The following is a 20514-nucleotide window of genomic DNA, read 5'->3' on the forward strand; positions in this document are numbered from 1 at the left end:
CCTCACGGGCGCATAACTTTATTTTTTCTTGAACGGGTTAAGTCTGGTGAGATTAGAGAGTGCCCCTCCCGGAGGCAAAATTCCCGTCCTTTTATATTTGTACACGCCATTTAATTTCATTGTCTGGATTCCAAGATTAATAAGCGTGACAAGTTTAAGGGTATACAGGAGTGTAAATTGGGGAGCAACCTGAATAAAAACTAATAACAAGCCTGCACACATTACACGTAGCCATGCCGCGTACTCCATGCTCAGCGGACGCTTGAAATAGAATCTTTCGAGCAAATCAACTGTCTTATTACTGATCCACGCCGCCGCCACTGAGAGTAACAACACGATGCACACCATAATGCCCAGTTCCATTTTCACTCCCTTCTCTTTTAGTCTGTTTAAGTTGAGGCTTAGCCACAGTAGTTTTGTTTTTTGCTTTTTTCTTAGGTTTGGTATGGTGAAACAGAAAACAATCCACCATTACCCAACCATTTTTATATCGAGCCACCAGCATCTTCTGGCTGGGGTAATGAGCATGAAACAGCATTTTCACGTCCATGGTGCCCATCAACGACTGTTTGCGCTTTAGCTCATCCTCAGCCATCTGAAATTCTTGTAAGAATTCTGAAGACAGACGCTGACGCAGAATTCTTATGGCACTGGAGTTTTCATCATTCTTTGCCAGGTGCCCGAAGCGTACAAGTGCCTTGTGGGTTATCTGGATGGGTCCCAGATGAGAGCTGAGCTGTTCGTACTGCCAGAAGTAGGTCAAATCCACCTTAACCCAGCTGATGCTGTCCAGCAGAGCCTCGTTCATGATGGTTCCGGACATAGGTACCATTGTCAGCCTGGCCAGACGCATATGTATGTAGTCCGTAAGCAACCTCAGCGACTCAGGAACGTTTTTATTGAGTAGGAGATGCTGAAGCACCGGGGTTGCGGTCTGCCAACACAGATTGCGCCCGTCAGGCAGGAAAGCAAACTTTTGATCGTCAGGCGCAGAGTTCGAAGCGTTTTCCTTACGAAGCAAAAAATAATGGCCGCACAGCAGCTCTGCTCTTACCTGGTCCTCGTCAGGGTCATGTCGGGCTTTACTTAGATCAACGGTTAGCACAACGCGGTTAATCGCATCAGCGTGATATTTTTTTACCCAGACGCAGACACGATAGAGACGCTCATCGATTTTCTGGCTGGCTGTGGAAATCCATTGCATTGTTGTTCCTTAATTTTCGGGGCTGACAATGAAAATGCCCAGCTCAGCCCCCGGCACGAGTTCTGTATATTTCAGGCTCAGCTTCCGTTGGTTGGACGGACCCTGGCTGTTTTCAGGAGCCCAGTCAGAGAGCGTTTTTAATTGAGGTATGTTGCCTGCTGCGAAAATGGGCAAGGATGCTTTTACTACTGAATAATCAGTCTCAGCATATTTATTCCCGTTTCGTTCCTGCCCTTCAGGCCTAAATGCAAAAATGTGAGCAATCGGAACAGGGAAAGAGTTAGTTCGACAAAGGCGATAAGATTCGCCCTGCTTCAGTGGGTGAAATTCAAGACGGTGTAAAGCCTTATCGATATTAGACACGACATTCAAATTGGTAGTTGCTACATTTTTTACTTCTGAGGCTCTCCTGCGCTCCAACAAACTCACAAGTTGCTCTGCTGTTTTAACTTCCTGGTTTCGGTTTAGCCGCCATGAAAAAGTAACTTTTTTAAGCTGGGACTTGATGAAAAGGATATTTCTTGTTGAGTGCATAGCGACAAGGCCCGGGAGCTTCTTGTGCACTTTATCAAAACGGACATTCTTTTTATTATCGATACGCCTCATTGCCGCAGCAAAATCATTTTTTGCTTCGTTTATAGAAGTGATCAAGCTTTCGAGAAGATCTGCTCTTTCGGGGACAATGATTAGACCCGGGTATTTAGTGGTTACTTTGGTGGAATCATGACTTAATGACTCTATGTCATCCACACAGATGTCAGTAAGTGCCTGAATAATTTCCTCAACCGAAGCATCGTCTTTAATACTAACCCTGATGGGTTTAACCTGCTTCAAGCGCTCTTCTGTTCTAGATACGGTGGAGACAGTCATCAGGTTTGCCATCATCGGGGGGGTGTTCGAAAGAAAACACTTGAGCGAGTCGATGCGTTCCAGAATCTGGTCACGAAAATAGGGCAAATCGTCATAACTCATACGTTTCTCCAGGCTCATGTTATTTCCAATCAATTTTGCTGCCCAGGCTGACCTTGCAGAACATAAATGTCATGTAAACCTCTAAAGAAGTCATTTTGAAACAGCTTTCACAGCATGCGATTTATGTTCGATAGGGCTCATGAACAAAGGATGATAATGGAGACGCCATGGATAGTGGATAGTCTTACCCACCTGGGTGATCCGATTGAGGCGAAAACGACCATTTATACAGTCAACTGACCAAAGCCCGGGAGAAACTAACCTCTTCCAGCGGTAAAAAGAGAAACCTGCAACACAGAGGTCATGCTCCAGGAAATGTTGAGTTTCGACGACGCGAACTTTTATCAAAAACCCCAGCATTGGCGAAAACCAGATCAACAACCATGTTGGCGGCAGGATGACTTTGTTCAGGAGATGATCTGTCATAAGCAAGGCAGATAACATCAGAAAACTGATAGTCAACCACAGGGCCATCCAACCGGCCCATACGCGGCTCTGACAGGGTTTCCATTCGAGAAGAAAAAGTTTTTTATGCATTCTGCCCCGCCTAATTTTAATGTATTGCCGAAGTATGCTGCATCATGATGGTGGTGCGGGGAAAGATTTCAAACTTCCACAATTCTGAAGCCGTGTTCCAACCATGAAAGATCCCGTCTCCACAGCGAGTGTTAAAAGCAAGAATTTCATCCCTGACCTGGTAAGCGAGCACTTCTGGCATATCAATAAACTCAGGTAAGGAAAGAAGAATTCCATGGATAACTTCTCCGGTTAACTTACTCATAACCTCTTCCTCAGACAGGGCAGCGTCCGGGAACAAACACAACGGAAGTGAAAAACAACATAGGTCAAGACCAATAGCAGCCCTTCCTGCGTCGTAGCCTTCTTCATTAACGACAAAACGAAAGAATTTTTCTGTCTCACCCCGTAATGATGACGGTCCTTCAGACGGAACTTCAATACCACTGAAGACTTTATCGGTCCAGTTGGTAAAAGGACTGGTGAAAACCCAACAAATTAAGGATAACGCCAGCTCTTCCTTAAACATACGTTCAGTGCCGGTAGTTCTGGAAAGTTGCTTTTGAGTACTCATGTTTTACCTGTTGCATGAAATTATTGATGTTATATAAACACAACCGGCATTTTATCTAATAGGTTTGAAAACACTAAAAATCGCAAATGCTGGTACCTTTCTGTTTTAAGAGATTTTCAAGGTAAAGTGAGGCTAGATCAATTGGCTGGTTCTCTTCAAGACAGGCTCGCACAAGATCTTCAATAGAGACCGAATCAACCCCCCTTCCCTGTAAAATTTCTTTAGCAGATGCCAGCGTTTTATGAACGCTTCGACTTAGTTGTAATCTGACTTGTGTGCGGGTATCAAAAAGACAATCTTCTGTGACACTTTGTGAAACGGTTCTACTCATTGAAAAATCACTCCATTTCTGGGATCGAATGAAAATTAACAGCTATAGATGTATCAGGTTTCCCATTTTCTACGATACTCAACCACGTACGCGCTGAGATTTGTTGTTCACAGACGAGTATGTAACCTGTTCCCTGTTGATGATGTAGCTCAAGAGCTTTTAGGATAGGCTCTGAATGAGGTCCGAGAGCATCACGCGTGTGAATAAGCGTTTGCTCTGGCAATACGTTGCTAAGCATAGACAGCAGAACATTACGCTCATCCTCATTATCCGACAAAACAAGAATTATACGAAAACCCGTTTTTATACGAAATCTGATTTCTGAAACTAACTTTCTTAATCTTAATTTATATATGACCAGGCGGAATCGAGTCATCAGTAAAGAGACCACTGTGAAGATAACGATTACTGCGCCATATTTTGACCTGTAGAACCACCAGTTAAGGCCTCCAGCAACTATCAGGATTAACATTAAAATTAAACTCCCATAGAAAAAAAGTGCTGGGTAGCGAGTTGTCTTTCCTTCAATTAGTGCTGAGGCAAATATCAAAATGGATATTCCGTAAATTACCCAGTCAAAAATACTTTCTCCAATCATTCTTTAGTGAACATCCTTAAAAGTGGAAATGTAGGTTTATGGGTTTATGCATTTTCCTGATGGCCTTGACAACCAAGGATTTCACAGAAATTGTCACAGTGTGAAGCTGTAACAAAGCGCTCTCCACGTTCGAATCGCTCAACCAAATCCTTTCTTACTTCACTTCCAGGTTTCTGGAAGATGTACTCAAGCTGGAGATCCTCGGCCGTTGAAAGTAGTCGTTCTATGCTGAAATCAACATGGTAAAAGCAAAACTGATTATCAACCGGGGGAAAGTTGCTTTTGGTACTGTTCTCGTTTTTGGATTTTAGTTCATTCATGAGCTCTCCTTGGTTGAGAACAGTATACAAATCTCTTTAGGGATTTTTTTTCGTTAATAGCACTTTTTTGAGTTTAAAGAGTATGTTCATACCAGAGCATTAGAGGCTACGAAAAGGATAATGGAATTAGAAAGATAGATTTTAAGTGGTGATGTAAGGTGGGATAGGTAGAAGAGGAGTAGACGCTTGTAAGCGAGGCAAAAAAAAGGCACGGAAACCGTGCCATAAGAGTATGTGAGAAAAAATCAAAATCAGGGAAAGAATCAAGCAGCTTGTGAAACTGAATCTCCAACTGCAAGATTTAAATTTCTTAGGTTATCGAAAACTTCAGATACTAAGTCATTACGGTCGTGGATTTTAATCCGCCCACCGGTTAACTCTGAAACATAAACGGTATGGCAGAGGTCAGTAACCACTTCGCCGTATTCATCAACGACTTCCAAAGATGCAATCATCGGAATATAAGAAGCCGCAGCATAGCTCTCATAAATACTTATTATGGAGTCATTGTTGTGTCGAGAAATTACCCTACCAGAAGGTAAAGCCTCATCTTCCATATAGCAATCAGATAGGTCCTCACAGAAGTCATTTTCTTTAAGTGAAATATTAAGGGTCAATTCACTGTTGATAGAGCGTGAATAAGAATATTCACTCAGTTTATAGCAAGCCAAACTTATATCACTAAAAGTTTCATAAGCTTTATAGAGGCTCGATGTTATAGACTCAGATACAAATGTTATTAGTCCAATAAAATGAGTATCCCAGAACTGTTGCAAAGCAAAACGGGCAATCATAACCTGACCATCAACCTGCATCAGTCTGTTATATTCATCCCGGTCATAACCTTTCGACTGAGAAACATCATTAGACATGCTAAGAACTTCACTACAAACATCATCATATTCAAAACGGCTAGTTGCAAAGTGTTTTCCTGAAATCTCAAGGTACTGACCAGAGACTGCGTCAAACACCTCAAGAAAGTAACAGAGTCGAGATTTTAAAGATTCTCTGTTTAAAGCTTCTATTTCATTCTCAGAGATACTATCGACATATAAATCAACAGCATTCTTGAGTTCAATAGCTTTGATATTACAGGTAAAAGAAAGCTCGTCACTTTGACAATGGCAAACACTTAATACTATATCCGCCTCATCAAAATCTATGCCAAGATAGCTCAGAACTGCTCGGACATAGTTTTTATCATCAGATGAATGTGTCATATACACTACCTCAAATTTGAGAGGAAGTGCCCCAGAAGGGAAGCGACTTCCCCACTGGGTTAGATAAAAGTTTGGTTAAGCTAAAAGAAGATGCCAGCGACAGATTTTACATTGTCATAGACAAGTGTCTTCAGCCAACCAAAGTTACTTTTTTGGACTGAAGCAAAAGGATCATTGAGACGCGTTACGAAAATCGTCAAAAGCTTCAGTTATTAGTAATGTGCGATCAGTTACTCTGTATCGGTCATTACTTTCGAGAGATACGTAAGTTGAATGCGAAGAATCACAGACAACACGCCCTCTTTTATTGATCAATCTTACTTCCATCATCACCGGCACATTGATAATTGAAGCAACATCGGTATAGAGGGATATGAGGGCATCATTGTCACAATATAACGCCCCGTTCCCATCAAATGTATCGTTAAACTTAATATATATATCTGGCATATTTGCCGGATAATCATCAGTATTGAAATCAATGCATAACTATAAGTCATCATTAATACGGCGATTAATCTTATGCTGCCCAACACGTACAAAGCCATGTTCAACAGCTTTGATAATCCTTAAAGTTTCATTAAGACAATCTGTAATTCTTTTCTCGACAAATGAGATAAAGTCACCAAAGTCGGAATGAAAAAACTGTTTAAGTGCAAATTTCGCAACTAACACTTTCCCATCCACCTTCATTTTATCGAGATAAAGATTTCTTATAGCATCAGTAGAAGAATTAGCTTTAGATAACTCTTCACAGTCATTAATAATCATTGAAACAATATCAATAACTTTAACTGGGCTTAAAGTATTACTATATCCGCGAATATCAAACGTAAAAAATCCGAAATTCTTAAATACTCCAAGAAAATAAATTATTTTTTGTTTCAAAAGAATAGAATCGGAGTAAGATGCGTTGTGCTTTATTAGTTCAGATATGTAGAGATCCAACATACAATTTAAATTATCGATATCTACATCGTAATCAAAGGTTACTTTGTCGAACGAAGTATCAGATAATTGAACGGTTATATCGTCAGCGGGAACATTAAGGCCTAAATTTTGATAAAGAAAGGCACTAACAAATTCCACGTGGTCAGATTCTTTAAACATTTACACTACCTCATGACTAAAAAGGAAGTGCTTCCCACCGGGAAGCAAGTTCCCGGATGGGTTAGATTAATTATAAAAGAGTTCTTCAGAAGGTACATGCATTTCTGGTTTGAACTGTTTTAAGGAGTTGTTTATAGCTTTTCGATATAACCCTGAAGAGTGTGGCTTAAACATTTGATATTCCGTAACGAGCAGAGGAGACGTAAAGCATCCTAAGTTCACTAGTGAAATATTTGATGTTTCTTCACAAACATCTAATTCAGCGTATATCCGCCTCTTCATTACCCTGCCTGCTAAATAGCGACGAACATGATTTATAAACTTGTCCGCATCTGATATAGAATTAACTATATAATCAGATGTGACTATCTGATTAGATACAGTTTCAGGTATAGCTTCGGCTATTATTTTTACGTTCATTTCATAATCAACACTATGGAAGCAAGCAAGAATTTGTGGCTTCGCGCTTTCTAAAATCTTTTCAAGAACAGAAAAAATCAGAGAGAACTCGTTTAAAATTCGCTTTTGTATAAGTCCATGTAGATGTTTTATGAAAGGAGAACCGTGTTCAACAAGGCCTAGTATAAGATCCTTAGAGGCCAAATCTGAGCGGTAATAAACGTATTCTAGATTATCCCGGTTAAATCCTTTGATAAGCAAATCAGGCTTCTCTGAGACCAGTCGTAAATGAGTTGAAGCTATAGAAACTTCAAAACGAAAGTTCGCGAGATTTACAGGGCCTGCTTTTAATGTAGCCGCTTCGGAAAAATAAATGAAAAGAGGATGCAAATCATCGTTACCACAGTAAAGATGGTCTGCGCCCTTAAGATATTTCACCAAATGAGGTAGAAAAGATATTACTGGAATATCAGCCACAAATCGAATATGCCGAAATGGTTTTGAATCCAAATATATATTTTCCACTACAGCGCCAACAAAACCCATTTTAACAAGAATAGATTCAACTAACTTTTGTATCGCATTCATTTAAATACCCTCTTAATAGAGGGATTTCTCCCAAAGGGAGAAATCCCTATGGGAGAAAATAATTTTAATTAATAATTGTAGCGAAGCGCATGTTCTTTTTCACTAAGATGGTTTTCATATTCCGACTTACCAGAACTTAAACACTCTTTGAAAAAGACCTTTGAAAAATTCTTCAAGTCACTTCGGTTGTTAATTTCTTTGTCAGACATCAACTTAGCTGAGTGTGAGGTATCCACAGGCCCCAACCACCATTCATATTTAATATAAACACAATTGGTTTTTGTATGTCCATTTAGAAATCGTTTTGCATTTCTAAGTATTTTTCTACAACCGTTAAGGTCTGAAAGTAAGATATCTGGAGCAATGAGCTCTTCCAGAATATGACCAGGTAAGCCTTTCCTAAAAAGCTCAACATCGTAACTACAATACCAGTCACGATAATTAAAAGCTTTAATAAGTCTTTCAGGTGTATCCAAAGATATCTTATTCAGGATTTTTAATGCAAAGCATACAGCATCTTTTAACAACTCGTGCACCTCAACATTGATAAATGAGAAAAACGAGCTTAATTCTTTCTCTAAGGAATTATACAACTTACCGTAAATATCCTGAGAAAAAAGATACTGCAATCTTTCTTTATTATAAGTGCAATTCGAAATTGAATAGACTTCTCCTCTTTCGATTTTGCACCCTTCCCTTAAAACTATAGGAAACCTCAAATGGTTAACAATGAAAGAATGATTCTTTCTTTGCTTCAAAGCATCTAATTGAAATTTCGTAATTTCCTCCAGATTTGCATCTTCAAAACCTGGAAAGGGAATATCACAGAAACAAGAACTATATGCTTTTGCTGATTCATACATAAACTCCAGTGAAACATCAGCATCAAAAGACATACCAGAGAACATGCCCTGCCCATTGTCTAAAAATGTAATGTTTTTAACCTGTATTTTTTTATGTTGAACAACCAAAAAGGCATTAATGATTTTTTCGATAATTTTCATGTGATCCTCTCTCAATAAAAAAGGGATCACTCCCATATGGGGTGTGATCCCCACATGGGTATAATTTAATTAAAAATCTGTAAGACCTAAATCTTTATTTCTACCACAAACTGTAGAAGATATAAGACGTTTTACTCGCTTTCGAGCACTTCGGCCTGACGTATCTTTCAAGTACATCGGTAATGACAATGATGAGATTTGATTACTTCGCTTATGATGGCAGACTATATAGCCCTGCCTCCACCCCGAACGCACAAACTCACGGATGCGGTTAATATATGCCGAAGCTTGAGATTTTGTACTTATCGATTCAGAACACTTTAAGTTCTGTTCGATAGAGTAAAGCTCAGCCGCCATTAATTTCACCTCATACAGGTCATCCCCATAACTTATAGTTTTCAACAGCTCTTCCTTTTCCCGAATGAAAAATACTTGCTGCATTCCAAGGATCAGGTCATAGGCCTCTCGAAAGAGGTCGATAAGCTTATTACGAACATAAATCATAAACTCCTCAAAGTGCTGAAGCCAGAAATAAGCCGCATTACTTATTTGTGAATTGTGAGAACAAACAAGCCCTTTAGCAAGCTCGACCTCTTCCTCCCGAAAAGTAAAGTTACTTTTCTTAAACCGACTTTGTTCAAAAATGCTTTGATGCATTTCTATCCATACAGAAACAAAACCGAGGGATTCAAATTCTTCGTTTAACAAATGTAAACTTTCGAAGATTTTCTGAATTTCGATCCCGATGTCATATGACAGTGGACATTCTTTTATAGAATAAACATAACCGGGTAGGAAGTGAGATAAATGCTCAGTTCGCAAATATAAACTGAATTTAAGTTCTGTCAGTGGTTGTTTCAAAGATAATTTAGATGATTCGCTTATATTTACTGGTTCAACACCATTTCTAATCAAAATAGCTTTTACCAGGTCCGTAGCTAACTTCATACAGCCTCCAGTCGTTATTGAGGCCTCCCTGATGCAGGTTGGCCATCAGGGAAAATATGTAAATCAATTAGCAACCAATCAGACCGTTGCCATTACATTGTCAATGTATCTGACAAGGGATGGGCGGTCGTCCTGTAAGGCAAAACGGCGAAGGTCATCAAGATTATACGCAGGAAGATAATCAGCGTAACCTCGAATACGAAGGTCCTCAACCACAACTTTTATATACTCAAATCGTCCAAGATTTCCTTTTAATGGGGGTTTTCCTGGACTAGACAGCATATCGTCTGCTTGCTCCCATGTGATTTCTTTAGCTTCACCACTATGTAGATCAAGATGGACATATATGAATGACTTATAATCTCCACGGCAACGAAGATAATATTTCGGATAGAAATATTTGTCACAACGCAACAAACACGTTCCTGAAGGACGAACTACGTACAACAGGTTTCTGTCATTTTCTAATATGCCATGTTTCAAAATCGTTATATCTATCTCATTATCATGCAGCAAATAGCATGACGATGGTTCATTGACGATGCGCGATTTTATAACAGCAGCAAATTTATTAAAAACTTCGTTAGTTTGAAAATTCATTAAAATGCTCTCCGATGTAAAACGACGAGCATCACCATAACGGTAATACTCCCGTTATGGGTTTTAATAGTTTATGGAATAACCATGTCATACAACCGACCATAGCCAGTAGTACCGCACATTTATTTAACTGAGCAAGCATCTCAGCCGTGAAAAGACCTTAAAGGCAGGTAATTATCACGAAGGAAAGCGGTTATCTTATCAATACAATTTAAAAAATAATATTGATAAGATAACCCCCCCCGCAAAATGCGGGGGAGTTATCGTTGTTACAGCTGATTAAGACATTCAGGAGCCCAGTGAATCGGGAATCCATCCTGCCCTGTTAACTGGAGAACATCGTTCCAGTCGATACCCTTTTTCCCATCAGGAATATCTTGTGCTGGTTCGAAGACTTCAATTGTCAGCTTTGATGCGGGATATCGTTTAGCCAAAAACTCAACCATGCGGCTTTGAAGTCGCTGAGCAGCTTCGATACCGGCACGAGTGCCTTGTGAGTTAGCAATATCCTTATCCGCCCAGATATAAAAGTTTATATATTTTACATCCGGCGGAGGCAGTAAAAAATCAGGAACAGTAACGTTTTCAAGGCACCATGCGGAGCTGGCTGCCCAGCATGGTGTTGAAGTCGCTTCTACAACAGAAAGCGCATTCTCGATCCCTTCAGCCACTCCCAGTGTCCAGGTCGAACTACCTGAATCATAGTGAGGGTCAAACAACTGAATTGAGCCACCTGTCATATCGGCAGGAGGCTTCATCATCAGCTTTGGATTTTCTACAGGTGCCTTATCACCGTTTTTGTCTACGTATGTTCTATGGATAGTCAGAGGCCGACCTCGGGTGTCACGATAGATTGCAATCATTCCCGGATAGATAATCGATTTCTGCTTATCTTTATCCCAATAGTAGATCCGGTTATTAAAGCCTAAATCCTTTGGTAAGTGACTCAGTAAGCGGGAGATCCCACGATTACGGAGGTACAAAGCAACAGGAGTATTAGGCTTTATTTCACCGGTATAGTGATACATCACATCAAGTTTTCGCATTCGCTTTGCCACTTCCTCTCGGTCAAGAGTTTCTGTGGCACGAACTGCTGATTTATAGCGTCGTTCATTTTCAATGTCGGCGTCAGTTAACGGAGCATGCAGATCCATCCCGAAAAAATCTGAGAGAATCTTTTTGCAAGTCTGCGTTTTACTTAATTCATAATATTTCGCCAGAACATCAATTCCGTCGCAAAACTCATTTACCGGAAAGTCATTATGGATCGCACATCCGGTATAAAGGTCTTTTTGCCGGAAACGAAACTTCGATTTCCCTGCGCCAGTAAACGGGCAAGGAACCTGGCTCGGGGCTTTTGCACAAGCGTCTTTGAAAGCAGGTATTCTTTCGAATATATACTTCCAGCCAGACACTTCAGCAATTCGAGCATGAACGAGTTTAATAAAGTGTTCAGATACTTCCTGTGGTTTACGACGAAGAGCCGGGGATGCATAAGTCATGATGATCTCTCTTATCTGGCATTGTGAGTTTCTCAATGCCTTCTGCGGTGCAGAAGACAGGGAGAAACCCACAACGCAGAATTTAAGAAAGAGGGCCCGGGGGTCCTCAACATTTATGCTTCAGTCGTGAAGCCATTATTCTCAAGACGCTGTATGTAGTTATCTACAAGTAACGCAGCCTGCTGGCTATTACCCTCCGCTATAGTGACTTCGCGGAAGATTCTTTCCTGAGGGCTATCATTGCTTATAACTTCACCAACACGTCCGAAAATACGGACTTTATGCATCGCACCGACTTTTTCATGTTCTACACGGTAAGTTTTTATCTGAGTCATATTTTGCTCCTTATTCCTTCATGGAGCAAAAAGACCCACCGGGGCCTTTTTGCCCCGATTGGGTAGAGTTTATTAAGAAAGTATTTGATGAACTAGCTTACTGACTTCAATAGACAATAAAGAAGTATCATCAACTGTTACGAAAGTGTCCGTTTCAAAACCAATTATTTCATCAGTCTTAATACCAACACCAACGATTTCTATTCCATTACATTTAGCCTTTTCCATAACTTCGACGATAGTAAATTCCGATTTATTCGGATAACCATCAGTTATAAGAAAAATTATTTTCCTATCGAATTGGCTGTCAAGTAACAGATCAACAGCTGCCATTAAAGCAGATCCCGTAGGGGTATAATAACCCTTACATCCAAGAGTGAATTTCGATAGAGATTCCTCAACGCTTTGATCAAACGTTTTGATAATCTCAAATTCACTTTCCTTGAAGGGAAAAACTATATTGGAGACATGCATTTTTGACAAACTTTCAGCGGCCATCGATAAAGCAAGATCTGACTTAATGGCATGAATATATCTTTCATCATTAGCCATTGACGCTGAAATATCACGAACTAATACGAGGCCAACATGCCCTCTATTTTTAGATTCGCTTTGAGCTCTGAAGACATCACGAACTCCCATTTGTGACAGAATTAATCGATTTCCATCGAAGGTAATTCCACGCTCATGAGTTTTGTTTCGGCCACGCATTTTAACCTGCTGTAAAACAGACAAGTCGCTACCGATTGAATGACTCAGAGACAAAGCCTCATTGTAAACATTCAAATCGATAAGGAGATCAGGGATATCCCATTCAGAAGCACCGAATTCGGCTTTCACGTCATCGGATACTTTTGATGCAATACCTTCAATCTCTTTAGCCAAAGCATCGTGATAATCTTCGCTATCCTCATCACTGCTAAGAAAGGCATCCAACAAATCTGCCAGTATCTCCCATTGAGCCGATGAAAAGTTACTTTCATCTTCAACGTTAGTCGAACTGGCTTCATCTGATTCACTCTCGGAAGGGTTAATCGCATCAGTATCGTCTTCAATAATGTTATCACCCGTGGGATTGCCACCGGTGGGTTCATTATTTCCCTCGTTATCTTCAGCAAGTTCTGAAGGCTCAGAACATCCCTCTTGAGCAAGATCAGCGTTATCGGAAGCATCTGCCTGACCTTCACTATCGTCCTCAGAATCATCCTCACGACTATCAGTCGACGTAAGCGATTTATCTTCTGATTCGGTATCGGTATCGGTCTCGGATTCATCATATGCCTCCTGCTCCTCCTGCTCTGTCTGCTGCTGTTGTTCCTTTGCCTCATCCCGCAGTCTCTCTAAAAGAGCCAGGGTCTTACGAGCAAGGGATTCACAGCCCTGAGTATTTTCACAACCAAGAGCATCATGAAAAATTTCCTCAACATCAGAAATTACTGGAGAAAGTATCTTTTGGGCATAGTCAAAAAACGGATCGAGGGTTTCTTTGTGACCTACCTGCTGAAGGACTTTTACTCGCAATGAGTTAAGCAGATACCACTCAATAAATAGGACAGGATTTTCCGGACGAGAAGATATATCAGGAGTCATCCTTCCGGCTTTAACCATCAGTGCGTAAGTGGCTGCAAGCCGCCGCTTTGCATCCGGATAATCGTTACCAACCTTCTCTTCCATCTGTACATCATCGAACAGATTTATAAGCCCGGTAAGACGTTTTGCCCTGCTATAAGCTTTACGTTTCTCAGCGAGGCTCTCAAACTCTGCATTCATTCCGTCATCGAAGCGTGTAAACCCTTCAGATGACATGAGAACACTATTAAAGGCGTCACTGTAAACCTCACTGACGGTATAGCGACCATGACCAGCTTCATGACAGGTAAAACCTTCAATCAGACTGACAAAGTCATCATCGCTATAATCGCCGTTTGGTAAAACACAAACTTTATTGACAGGATCAAAATACGGTCCTTTGGTATTGTCGTCTATTACAACTCTTACATCGCCTAAGCCGCTAATGACTTTTGCTATATTCTGTAAACGCTTAATATGGCGCGGCGATGATTTAAGATCTAATTTCATAGAATACCTCTTTATAAAAAAGGGGTACTCACCCAGATGGTGAAGTACCCATCTGGGGTTTTTAATAAAGCAAACAGTTACCAGCCTTTGAGCTCGATATCAAAACCATTTTCAGCATTGTCTTCCTGTTGCGAAACTGATTTCTCAGGTTCAGCTACAGAATCAGTGTTTGAAAACGTGCTGTTTTTTATATCGTTCTCTACGACAGGTTCAACCTGAAACACATTTGTTGAATCTAAAATAGCTTCAATACCTGTGTTCTGTAGCGCGTTCGGTTCTGTTTGTGAGCTTTGATTAAATGATCTGGTAATAGATTCCAACCAGTCAGTAACCTTTTGCTCTCCTGAAATAATACGCTTTAACATTGAAGCATCACTCATGAAATAAAACCACTGCTGTAACACCGCAACGTCGCGAGGTTCAGAAATGGCACCTTTAGGTAAATTATTCATTATGTGTTTTATAGCTTCTGCAAGTACTGCCGCCTCTTTATGTATAAACATGAAGCTAATGATCTTATTTTGCATTTGCTTCAGTCGGTCAATAGTACTTGAGCGCAAATTATTATTTTTACTAATTTTTTCATAAACCCTCATTGCTTCTTCTGCCAGATCTGTTATCAATTGTTCCTGATAGTAGTCCTGGGTTTCATCACCTTCAACGCTAATAGGCGTAAAAGGAATAAAGTGAGCAATATTAAATCTAAAGGATTTTATGAAATCATCTTTAGTTAATTTCAACTGATCAATCAAAGAAGACATTCTTGGGCTTCTATTTTTTTCAGCCTCAATATGCATCTCATAATTGTCTACAACGTTTTGAATACCTGCCTGAAACTCTCGTTCAATCTCTTGGGCCCCTTCCAGAAACTCTTCCATACTGGAAACTGGTAAAATCCACATATTGCTATAGCGGATGCACAAGCGTGAGCAAAGGGTTGATATTCTGCTGGTAATCGTACTTTTGAAGCTAAGGGCTTTTATGTCAATCCAACGTACTTCGCTTTTAGATACGCTTTTTTGATCCGTAATATCATCTCCATCATAAGACAAATCGATTTTATCGGTTCGACGCGATCCTTGACAGCCACTTATTTCAATTTTTGTTATAACTGCACCTTCCAGTAAATCTGGATATGATTTTGCAAAATTCTCAGAGATTTGTTTTGCAGATACTTTGTTAAGCATTGAAGTATTTAAAGTCATGGGTTTCTCCAAAAAAAAGGGGAAACCCTCCCCAACGGGAAAGATTTCCCGATAGGGTTGATATTAAAGCTTCTCTGGCGCAATTAAAAGAATACCGGGAAACTCAGCGGCAACATCATCATTGCCCATTGCTCCCTGATACATATAACCTTTTAATTCCATTTCTTTAATTATACCTTCCATATTTATTTTACCATCATGATAAAACAATAAAGAATAGTCGTTATTCAGTTGCATAAGTCCAGTAAAATTAGTTCCGTTTTTTGCTATAGCAATGGTAGCAGCACCATCCGTACTTAAAAACGCACTAAATTCAAGATGGGATAACTCTGAGATACAAATATCAGAGGTTTCATAACAAATCCCATCTAACTCGACTTTTTTGCTGTGAAATACTCCAGCGATTTATCCTTGTCTTCGCCAAGAGAAAGATCTATAGCTTGAAGAACAAGATCGACCACATGTAAAGGTAAAGCAGAAGCAAAAGCTATTTTGAAAGTGTCAAGAAGACTAAAGGTTTTTAACGTCATCGACGTGCCAACCCAAGCTACTAATTGACGAATATCCATCACACTGTCTTCTGTACCAGAGTCATTTACTGCAATCGCTACTCTTACGAACTTCTCAATGACCTGAAAAGGCAAAGAGCTATATCGTTTAGTAAGCACATTGGTTAAAGCAACTTTGTCGGGCTTCACCATTTCAACTATCAAGAACCGCTTTATAAAAGCTGCATCTTGACGTTGAGAAGAAACGAACCGGCGAGCGCCTCCACTCATGTTTGTGTTTGCAGTACCAATAAATCGCGTGTAGCCATTAGCAGTTATAACCTCACCACCATTAGCACTGAGTGACCAGGGCTTACGTTCAATGGGCATGTGAAGTTTTGCTGCCGTATCAGGATCGATTTTGTCCACTTCATCCAGAAGAATGAGGTGACCATTACGAAATCCCGTTACCAAATCGCTGTGTACAAAACCTGTATTACCACCATTAAGACTGCGCTCACCTTCAAGCTCATCAACTCGAATATTGCTGTTGATCTGCTTAATTGTCAGCGGCCAATTCATCATGTGGCTAATGTACATTACCATTTCAGTCTTGCCAGAACCGGACTCACCTTTAAGACACACACTTAAATCTATATCCGGACTGATAAGCAGTTTAACCACTTGTTCAAGTATTCGGGGATTTGGTATGTAGTCTTTGTTCAGCGGAGCTCGATACGAGGTTTTAGTTTTGAAAACAGGCACAGCCATCTTTGGATCCATTTCTGGAATACCAAAAAGGTCCTTTGCTAGAACTAAAAGATACTCACCTTTATCCACATAATGTTTTAACTTTATAACATCCGGGGAAAGAAGAGCTTCTAATTTTTCATAAGCATCAGAAGATGTTTCATTTAACTTCATAGCGGCATTAGACATTTTTAACTCCGGTAAAATGCAAACACCGCCCTCTGGCAGATGTTTGCCAGTGGCATTTTATTTGAGATTCATTTGGCAAATAGTTGCCATCAGTTTCCTGATTTGAGGCACATTATAACCAAGATGATTTCCCACTATTTCAAAAGCTTCAGACATGATCCATTCAAAATGATTTTCGAATATTGGATTTATTTCTAACTTGCCAAAAGCGTTTCGTTTAGTTAACAGATCACATGAAACAAGCTCGTCAAACAACTCTAATGTGGATTTAAAAGCTTTTATGTAAACATCCATAATTTCCCTGTCAGTCCATTTAACAGCCAGTTTTTTTTCTGACATTAAATAATCCTGATCAAAGAAGATGTCCCAGCCCATATCGTCATTGCAATCATGCAAAATGATTTCATCATCATTCCTGCATTCAGCTAATTTCGTGTTTTCACTAATCGAACGATGCGAATGATAATAGAGCCATGATTTTAATTCCGCTCTAAATTCACATGCATCAAGTCCATGAGATAAACAAGTGTATTCAAATGATTTTGACATATACCACCGTGTTTCAGCTTCTAAAAGTGGATTCACTGTGATATTACCATTGTCATCTTTGAAGAATAACTTTCTCCTCAACACTAGTTCTTTAATGATTTCCAAAGACTCTTCCATAGCGGATAGAAAAACAACATACACATCCTCAGGGGTCCATTCTATTACCAGACCACCCAAATCTGGGTTATATTCTTCAACCGAATATAGATAATCTGTTTCTGCTGCAAAATTAATTGTATGCAAAATCTGATTTTTAAGTAATTTGGATTTTTCATAAAGGTGATTTTCACGCCTTTCAGAATCATAATTTATCTCAGAAATGTTACTTTCATCTGATTTAAAGTTTAATCCGGACGTGTATGCATCATTTAAATGCTCTTTGGGTGAATCAACTATTTGCGTTATTTCATCTTCATCTATATCGAATATAGAAAAAAAACTAAGTTGATTACTACTTATTGCAGTAGCCCTAAATTTTTGTTTCATGGGGACTCCAAAAGGAGAAATCCCATGAAGGGATTTCTCCCCTTTAGGGTGGGTTTAATGTCAGATCTGATTAAAGCTACTTTGTCCAAAACCTTTTAGAGGTTTAGGTATGTGAGCCAACTTACTTGTTGCTACCACTCTCATGTAGTCAAGAGGATGTTCTCTCCCTTCAATCATAATAGTATCGACAACAATATAACCGGAGACCATCAACTCATCACCCTGATTTATACCAGTGAAACAGGTTGAATACATTTCAGGCGACACCTTGATTTGAACTGAAAATTCTCTCTCAGTGATTTCACCATCAACTTCTGTCTTCATCCTATTTTTGAGCTTTATTAACAAACCTATACTCTGGTCAGTCATTTTTTTCTCCACAGCACTGATAACTATCCCGGACACTTTTACTTCATTGATATATTCAAGATATGACATTTTCCGCTCCTCGATTTGTTCAAAGAGAAGCCCCGTTAGGGTTCCCCCTTAACAGGATTAAATAAATTTATTAGTTACATACATGAACGTGCAGACTACCAAACAGGCAATTCCGGCAATATGTAACCAATTTCTTGTTGGTTTAGTTGGTGCAATCGCTAAAGAGTTCTCCAACTTCTCTGTTACAAGACGTCGATTCTCTGCTTTAGCCGCATCATCTAAATATTGAGTTTCACGCTTAGCGAGAGTCTCAATTTTCGATTTTATTGCATGGTCCCATCCTTTAGTTTCAAAAACGCTTAACTCACTAAAGGTGTGCGTCATGAGATCTTCTGGGAAACCCAGTTTTTTCATTAACGGACGAATGGTATCATACATTTTTTCTACATTTTCGTAGTGGGCCTTTACTGCGACATCAAAACGCTTACGTAAAGTTAATTTTTCACGTTTGCAAATGATGTCCGAAACCCAATTTATTAACTGCTCATTTTTGAGTTCACTGGCTTTTTCAAGTGAGTAATCCAGATTATCCACGTCAAGAAATGAATTTAATCCGTATTTTTCAAACTCCTCAACAAGATATTTATCCAGTTCAGTTAAGCTTTTAAAAAGTGGTACATCTGGGGAAGCTTTAAGAAGCTTATAAGCTCCTTCGAAATCAATTTTCTTGACCACGAGCTCCACAACATCCACATGATAATAGCTTGAATAAGCAGAAAGCTTTTCGGCCAACAAAGACACAGGCTTAAGAGACTTAAGTTCAATGATATTTGGGCCGTCCTCATTCAAAATAACAATCAGTTCATTATCACGTTCTGTATATTTCATCAGAACTTCTAAGAGCTGTTTGTTTAGCGCCTTATCCATCTCTGGAATAATTTCACTAAAGGTTTGATGAAGGGCTTTACTGCGAGCTTTATTTTTAGACATTTGGGGTCACCTATATATAGTAAGAAGGAAGAAACAAATTTTTGTTTCAACACGAAGGCAAAGCCTGTCATTCATCTCCCGTAAGCTATGAACCGCCTGATTTATACTATCTGGCATTAGAAGTACGCAACAAAAATAGCCCCAGGAGGAGCTAAATTAGTTACGGTTTGGTAAATTCAGATTGCCTTTTGCAGGCATGGGAAGTGCACCAGCGACAAAGGTGACATTTTGCCGGTGGTGTCTTACAGCTTGTTTAAGCTGGCCGCTTTTCACGGCTAAATCAACGCTTAACGCGAAAGTAACTTTAAGCAAAGTTACTCAAATTTGGGAGCTGATATTTAAGCTCATTGTTTTTATACTATAGCTTTAAGCATAAGTAAATGCCCATATCGAATTATTCTGTATAAAGTGGAGAAATTCGAATATTAGCTGCTTCTTTTATCTTTTCTTCACTGCATTCTCTTAAAAAGAAAGAAGGATCACCATACCACATTACAAAAAGTTGCTTTTCTGCACGCGTAAATCCAACATAAAGCAAACGTCTTTCTTCTTCTATTGCCTCCTCCCCAACTGATCTTTTACTTGGTATCTGATCCGCATTACAACTCATTATTATTACTTTATTCCACTCAAGACCCTTTGAACCATGCAAGGTTGATAGGACTACTTTCTCTGGGCTGTATTCCTCGTCCTTCTTCCTAGGGCCTAATGACATTGCAGCAGCACGATTTATCATATTCATCCAACCAGTCTTTTCTGCCCACTGTTTACAAGTGTCTAAAGCAATTTTTGTTAAGGTTGCTGTACCTTTATTACTCCTCATCTTGATTGACGACGATTCCATCCATTTCGTAAGGTTGGCGAAACGTTTTGCTATCTCAACTTTATCAGAACTTTCCTGGGTAAAGCGCACGAAGTTTGAATGTAATGTTTTTGTTTCGAGAGAACTGTCCTCCGGGATGGCAAGGTCGCCAAAAGTAACTTTTCTTCCTCTCATACTCAATGCCACTTCATCCAAAACTGATTCCTGTTCTCCAAACAATGCCAATACTCTCTTCATTAAGCGAGGATCATTTGATTGTCGGAAAAAGGCCATAAGGCTTAACACATCGCTTGTTTCTTTTTCATCCCAGAATGATTTACCTCCGTAACGAATTACTGGCTGTTCGATCAAACTTT

At 39.6% G+C, this 20514-nt stretch carries 23 protein-coding genes and 1 pseudogene; all 24 read right to left on the bottom strand.

The features are described 5' to 3' along the window. Positions 1-18 precede the first annotated feature (18 nt). Positions 19-363, bottom strand: coding sequence for a hypothetical protein (locus ACVCAM_RS20070; RefSeq protein ID WP_001805195.1), 345 nt, complete (start codon positions 361-363; stop codon positions 19-21). Then, entirely contained in the window at positions 299-1204 is a 906-nt protein-coding gene (locus ACVCAM_RS20075) for a hypothetical protein (RefSeq protein ID WP_001198595.1), read from the bottom strand. The genes ACVCAM_RS20070 and ACVCAM_RS20075 overlap by 65 nt, the downstream gene beginning before the upstream one ends. A gap of 9 nt (positions 1205-1213) precedes the next feature. Beyond that, positions 1214-2176 (bottom strand): DNA replication terminus site-binding protein, encoded by a 963-nt coding sequence (locus tag ACVCAM_RS20080; protein WP_000119428.1) that lies wholly within the window; start codon positions 2174-2176, stop codon positions 1214-1216. 90 nt (positions 2177-2266) lie between these two features. After that, positions 2267-2713, bottom strand: coding sequence for a hypothetical protein (locus ACVCAM_RS20085; protein WP_000549069.1), 447 nt, complete (start codon positions 2711-2713; stop codon positions 2267-2269). Between the two features lie 16 nt (positions 2714-2729). Beyond that, on the bottom strand, positions 2730-3266 hold the full coding sequence (locus ACVCAM_RS20090; protein ID WP_000107167.1) for a hypothetical protein: 537 nt from the start codon (positions 3264-3266) through the stop codon (positions 2730-2732). A 73-nt stretch (positions 3267-3339) separates the two neighbouring features. Further along, the gene (locus ACVCAM_RS20095; protein ID WP_001371933.1) at positions 3340-3597 is read right to left on the bottom strand and encodes a hypothetical protein; all 258 of its coding nucleotides are present in this window, start codon (positions 3595-3597) and stop codon (positions 3340-3342) included. A gap of 7 nt (positions 3598-3604) precedes the next feature. Next, positions 3605-4195 (bottom strand): hypothetical protein, encoded by a 591-nt coding sequence (locus tag ACVCAM_RS20100; RefSeq protein ID WP_000578891.1) that lies wholly within the window; start codon positions 4193-4195, stop codon positions 3605-3607. Between the two features lie 44 nt (positions 4196-4239). Continuing rightward, positions 4240-4515 (bottom strand): hypothetical protein, encoded by a 276-nt coding sequence (locus tag ACVCAM_RS20105; RefSeq protein ID WP_001004201.1) that lies wholly within the window; start codon positions 4513-4515, stop codon positions 4240-4242. Between the two features lie 263 nt (positions 4516-4778). Further along, on the bottom strand, positions 4779-5735 hold the full coding sequence (locus ACVCAM_RS20110) for a hypothetical protein (RefSeq protein WP_447093650.1): 957 nt from the start codon (positions 5733-5735) through the stop codon (positions 4779-4781). A gap of 489 nt (positions 5736-6224) precedes the next feature. Beyond that, the gene (locus tag ACVCAM_RS20115; RefSeq protein WP_031942301.1) at positions 6225-6845 is read right to left on the bottom strand and encodes a hypothetical protein; all 621 of its coding nucleotides are present in this window, start codon (positions 6843-6845) and stop codon (positions 6225-6227) included. Positions 6846-6911: 66 nt separating this feature from the next. Beyond that, the gene (locus ACVCAM_RS20120) at positions 6912-7832 is read right to left on the bottom strand and encodes a hypothetical protein (protein ID WP_031942300.1); all 921 of its coding nucleotides are present in this window, start codon (positions 7830-7832) and stop codon (positions 6912-6914) included. A 68-nt stretch (positions 7833-7900) separates the two neighbouring features. Continuing rightward, positions 7901-8836 carry a hypothetical protein gene (locus ACVCAM_RS20125; RefSeq protein WP_000691119.1) on the bottom strand — a complete coding sequence of 312 codons (936 nt, stop codon included), beginning with the start codon at positions 8834-8836 and terminating at the stop codon, positions 7901-7903. Between the two features lie 69 nt (positions 8837-8905). Next, complete coding sequence (locus ACVCAM_RS20130) at positions 8906-9784, bottom strand: hypothetical protein (protein ID WP_000762003.1); 879 nt, start codon at positions 9782-9784, stop codon at positions 8906-8908. A 78-nt stretch (positions 9785-9862) separates the two neighbouring features. Continuing rightward, positions 9863-10384: a hypothetical protein gene (locus ACVCAM_RS20135; protein WP_001011130.1), complete on the bottom strand. Its 522-nt coding sequence runs from the start codon at positions 10382-10384 to the stop codon at positions 9863-9865. 269 nt (positions 10385-10653) lie between these two features. Further along, positions 10654-11886, bottom strand: a complete 1233-nt coding sequence (locus tag ACVCAM_RS20140; RefSeq protein WP_000220379.1) for a DUF7146 domain-containing protein — start codon at positions 11884-11886, stop codon at positions 10654-10656. A gap of 113 nt (positions 11887-11999) precedes the next feature. Next, positions 12000-12221 carry a hypothetical protein gene (locus ACVCAM_RS20145; protein ID WP_000192120.1) on the bottom strand — a complete coding sequence of 74 codons (222 nt, stop codon included), beginning with the start codon at positions 12219-12221 and terminating at the stop codon, positions 12000-12002. Between the two features lie 72 nt (positions 12222-12293). After that, positions 12294-14300: a VWA domain-containing protein gene (locus tag ACVCAM_RS20150; protein ID WP_447093651.1), complete on the bottom strand. Its 2007-nt coding sequence runs from the start codon at positions 14298-14300 to the stop codon at positions 12294-12296. 77 nt (positions 14301-14377) lie between these two features. Then, positions 14378-15505, bottom strand: coding sequence for a DUF3150 domain-containing protein (locus ACVCAM_RS20155; RefSeq protein WP_000174396.1), 1128 nt, complete (start codon positions 15503-15505; stop codon positions 14378-14380). 63 nt (positions 15506-15568) lie between these two features. Then, a complete protein-coding gene (locus ACVCAM_RS20160) occupies positions 15569-15742 on the bottom strand; it encodes a hypothetical protein (RefSeq protein ID WP_031942299.1) in 174 nt (57 codons plus the stop codon). 131 nt (positions 15743-15873) lie between these two features. Further along, the gene (locus ACVCAM_RS20165; RefSeq protein ID WP_031942298.1) at positions 15874-16932 is read right to left on the bottom strand and encodes an ATP-binding protein; all 1059 of its coding nucleotides are present in this window, start codon (positions 16930-16932) and stop codon (positions 15874-15876) included. Positions 16933-16989: 57 nt separating this feature from the next. After that, positions 16990-17967 (bottom strand): hypothetical protein, encoded by a 978-nt coding sequence (locus ACVCAM_RS20170; RefSeq protein ID WP_000810361.1) that lies wholly within the window; start codon positions 17965-17967, stop codon positions 16990-16992. A 60-nt stretch (positions 17968-18027) separates the two neighbouring features. Beyond that, positions 18028-18405 carry a hypothetical protein gene (locus ACVCAM_RS20175; RefSeq protein WP_000120822.1) on the bottom strand — a complete coding sequence of 126 codons (378 nt, stop codon included), beginning with the start codon at positions 18403-18405 and terminating at the stop codon, positions 18028-18030. A 57-nt stretch (positions 18406-18462) separates the two neighbouring features. Next, complete coding sequence (locus tag ACVCAM_RS20180; RefSeq protein ID WP_000041927.1) at positions 18463-19335, bottom strand: hypothetical protein; 873 nt, start codon at positions 19333-19335, stop codon at positions 18463-18465. A gap of 394 nt (positions 19336-19729) precedes the next feature. After that, positions 19730-20514 (bottom strand): annotated as a pseudogene (gene trhI, locus ACVCAM_RS20185) (IncHI-type conjugal transfer helicase TrhI); the annotation flags it as partial.

It is taken from the genome of Enterobacter sp. CFEC122, assembly GCF_052983755.1.

Coding starts and splice junctions, on each gene's coding strand:
- ACVCAM_RS20070 (WP_001805195.1), bottom strand. CDS start 363: ATGGAACTGGGCATTATGGTGTGCATCGTGTTGTTACTCTCAGTGGCG.
- ACVCAM_RS20075 (WP_001198595.1), bottom strand. CDS start 1,204: ATGCAATGGATTTCCACAGCCAGCCAGAAAATCGATGAGCGTCTCTAT.
- ACVCAM_RS20080 (WP_000119428.1), bottom strand. CDS start 2,176: ATGAGTTATGACGATTTGCCCTATTTTCGTGACCAGATTCTGGAACGC.
- ACVCAM_RS20085 (WP_000549069.1), bottom strand. CDS start 2,713: ATGCATAAAAAACTTTTTCTTCTCGAATGGAAACCCTGTCAGAGCCGC.
- ACVCAM_RS20090 (WP_000107167.1), bottom strand. CDS start 3,266: ATGAGTACTCAAAAGCAACTTTCCAGAACTACCGGCACTGAACGTATG.
- ACVCAM_RS20095 (WP_001371933.1), bottom strand. CDS start 3,597: ATGAGTAGAACCGTTTCACAAAGTGTCACAGAAGATTGTCTTTTTGAT.
- ACVCAM_RS20100 (WP_000578891.1), bottom strand. CDS start 4,195: ATGATTGGAGAAAGTATTTTTGACTGGGTAATTTACGGAATATCCATT.
- ACVCAM_RS20105 (WP_001004201.1), bottom strand. CDS start 4,515: ATGAATGAACTAAAATCCAAAAACGAGAACAGTACCAAAAGCAACTTT.
- ACVCAM_RS20110 (WP_447093650.1), bottom strand. CDS start 5,735: ATGACACATTCATCTGATGATAAAAACTATGTCCGAGCAGTTCTGAGC.
- ACVCAM_RS20115 (WP_031942301.1), bottom strand. CDS start 6,845: ATGTTTAAAGAATCTGACCACGTGGAATTTGTTAGTGCCTTTCTTTAT.
- ACVCAM_RS20120 (WP_031942300.1), bottom strand. CDS start 7,832: ATGAATGCGATACAAAAGTTAGTTGAATCTATTCTTGTTAAAATGGGT.
- ACVCAM_RS20125 (WP_000691119.1), bottom strand. CDS start 8,836: ATGAAAATTATCGAAAAAATCATTAATGCCTTTTTGGTTGTTCAACAT.
- ACVCAM_RS20130 (WP_000762003.1), bottom strand. CDS start 9,784: ATGAAGTTAGCTACGGACCTGGTAAAAGCTATTTTGATTAGAAATGGT.
- ACVCAM_RS20135 (WP_001011130.1), bottom strand. CDS start 10,384: ATGAATTTTCAAACTAACGAAGTTTTTAATAAATTTGCTGCTGTTATA.
- ACVCAM_RS20140 (WP_000220379.1), bottom strand. CDS start 11,886: ATGACTTATGCATCCCCGGCTCTTCGTCGTAAACCACAGGAAGTATCT.
- ACVCAM_RS20145 (WP_000192120.1), bottom strand. CDS start 12,221: ATGACTCAGATAAAAACTTACCGTGTAGAACATGAAAAAGTCGGTGCG.
- ACVCAM_RS20150 (WP_447093651.1), bottom strand. CDS start 14,300: ATGAAATTAGATCTTAAATCATCGCCGCGCCATATTAAGCGTTTACAG.
- ACVCAM_RS20155 (WP_000174396.1), bottom strand. CDS start 15,505: ATGACTTTAAATACTTCAATGCTTAACAAAGTATCTGCAAAACAAATC.
- ACVCAM_RS20160 (WP_031942299.1), bottom strand. CDS start 15,742: ATGCAACTGAATAACGACTATTCTTTATTGTTTTATCATGATGGTAAA.
- ACVCAM_RS20165 (WP_031942298.1), bottom strand. CDS start 16,932: ATGTCTAATGCCGCTATGAAGTTAAATGAAACATCTTCTGATGCTTAT.
- ACVCAM_RS20170 (WP_000810361.1), bottom strand. CDS start 17,967: ATGAAACAAAAATTTAGGGCTACTGCAATAAGTAGTAATCAACTTAGT.
- ACVCAM_RS20175 (WP_000120822.1), bottom strand. CDS start 18,405: ATGTCATATCTTGAATATATCAATGAAGTAAAAGTGTCCGGGATAGTT.
- ACVCAM_RS20180 (WP_000041927.1), bottom strand. CDS start 19,335: ATGTCTAAAAATAAAGCTCGCAGTAAAGCCCTTCATCAAACCTTTAGT.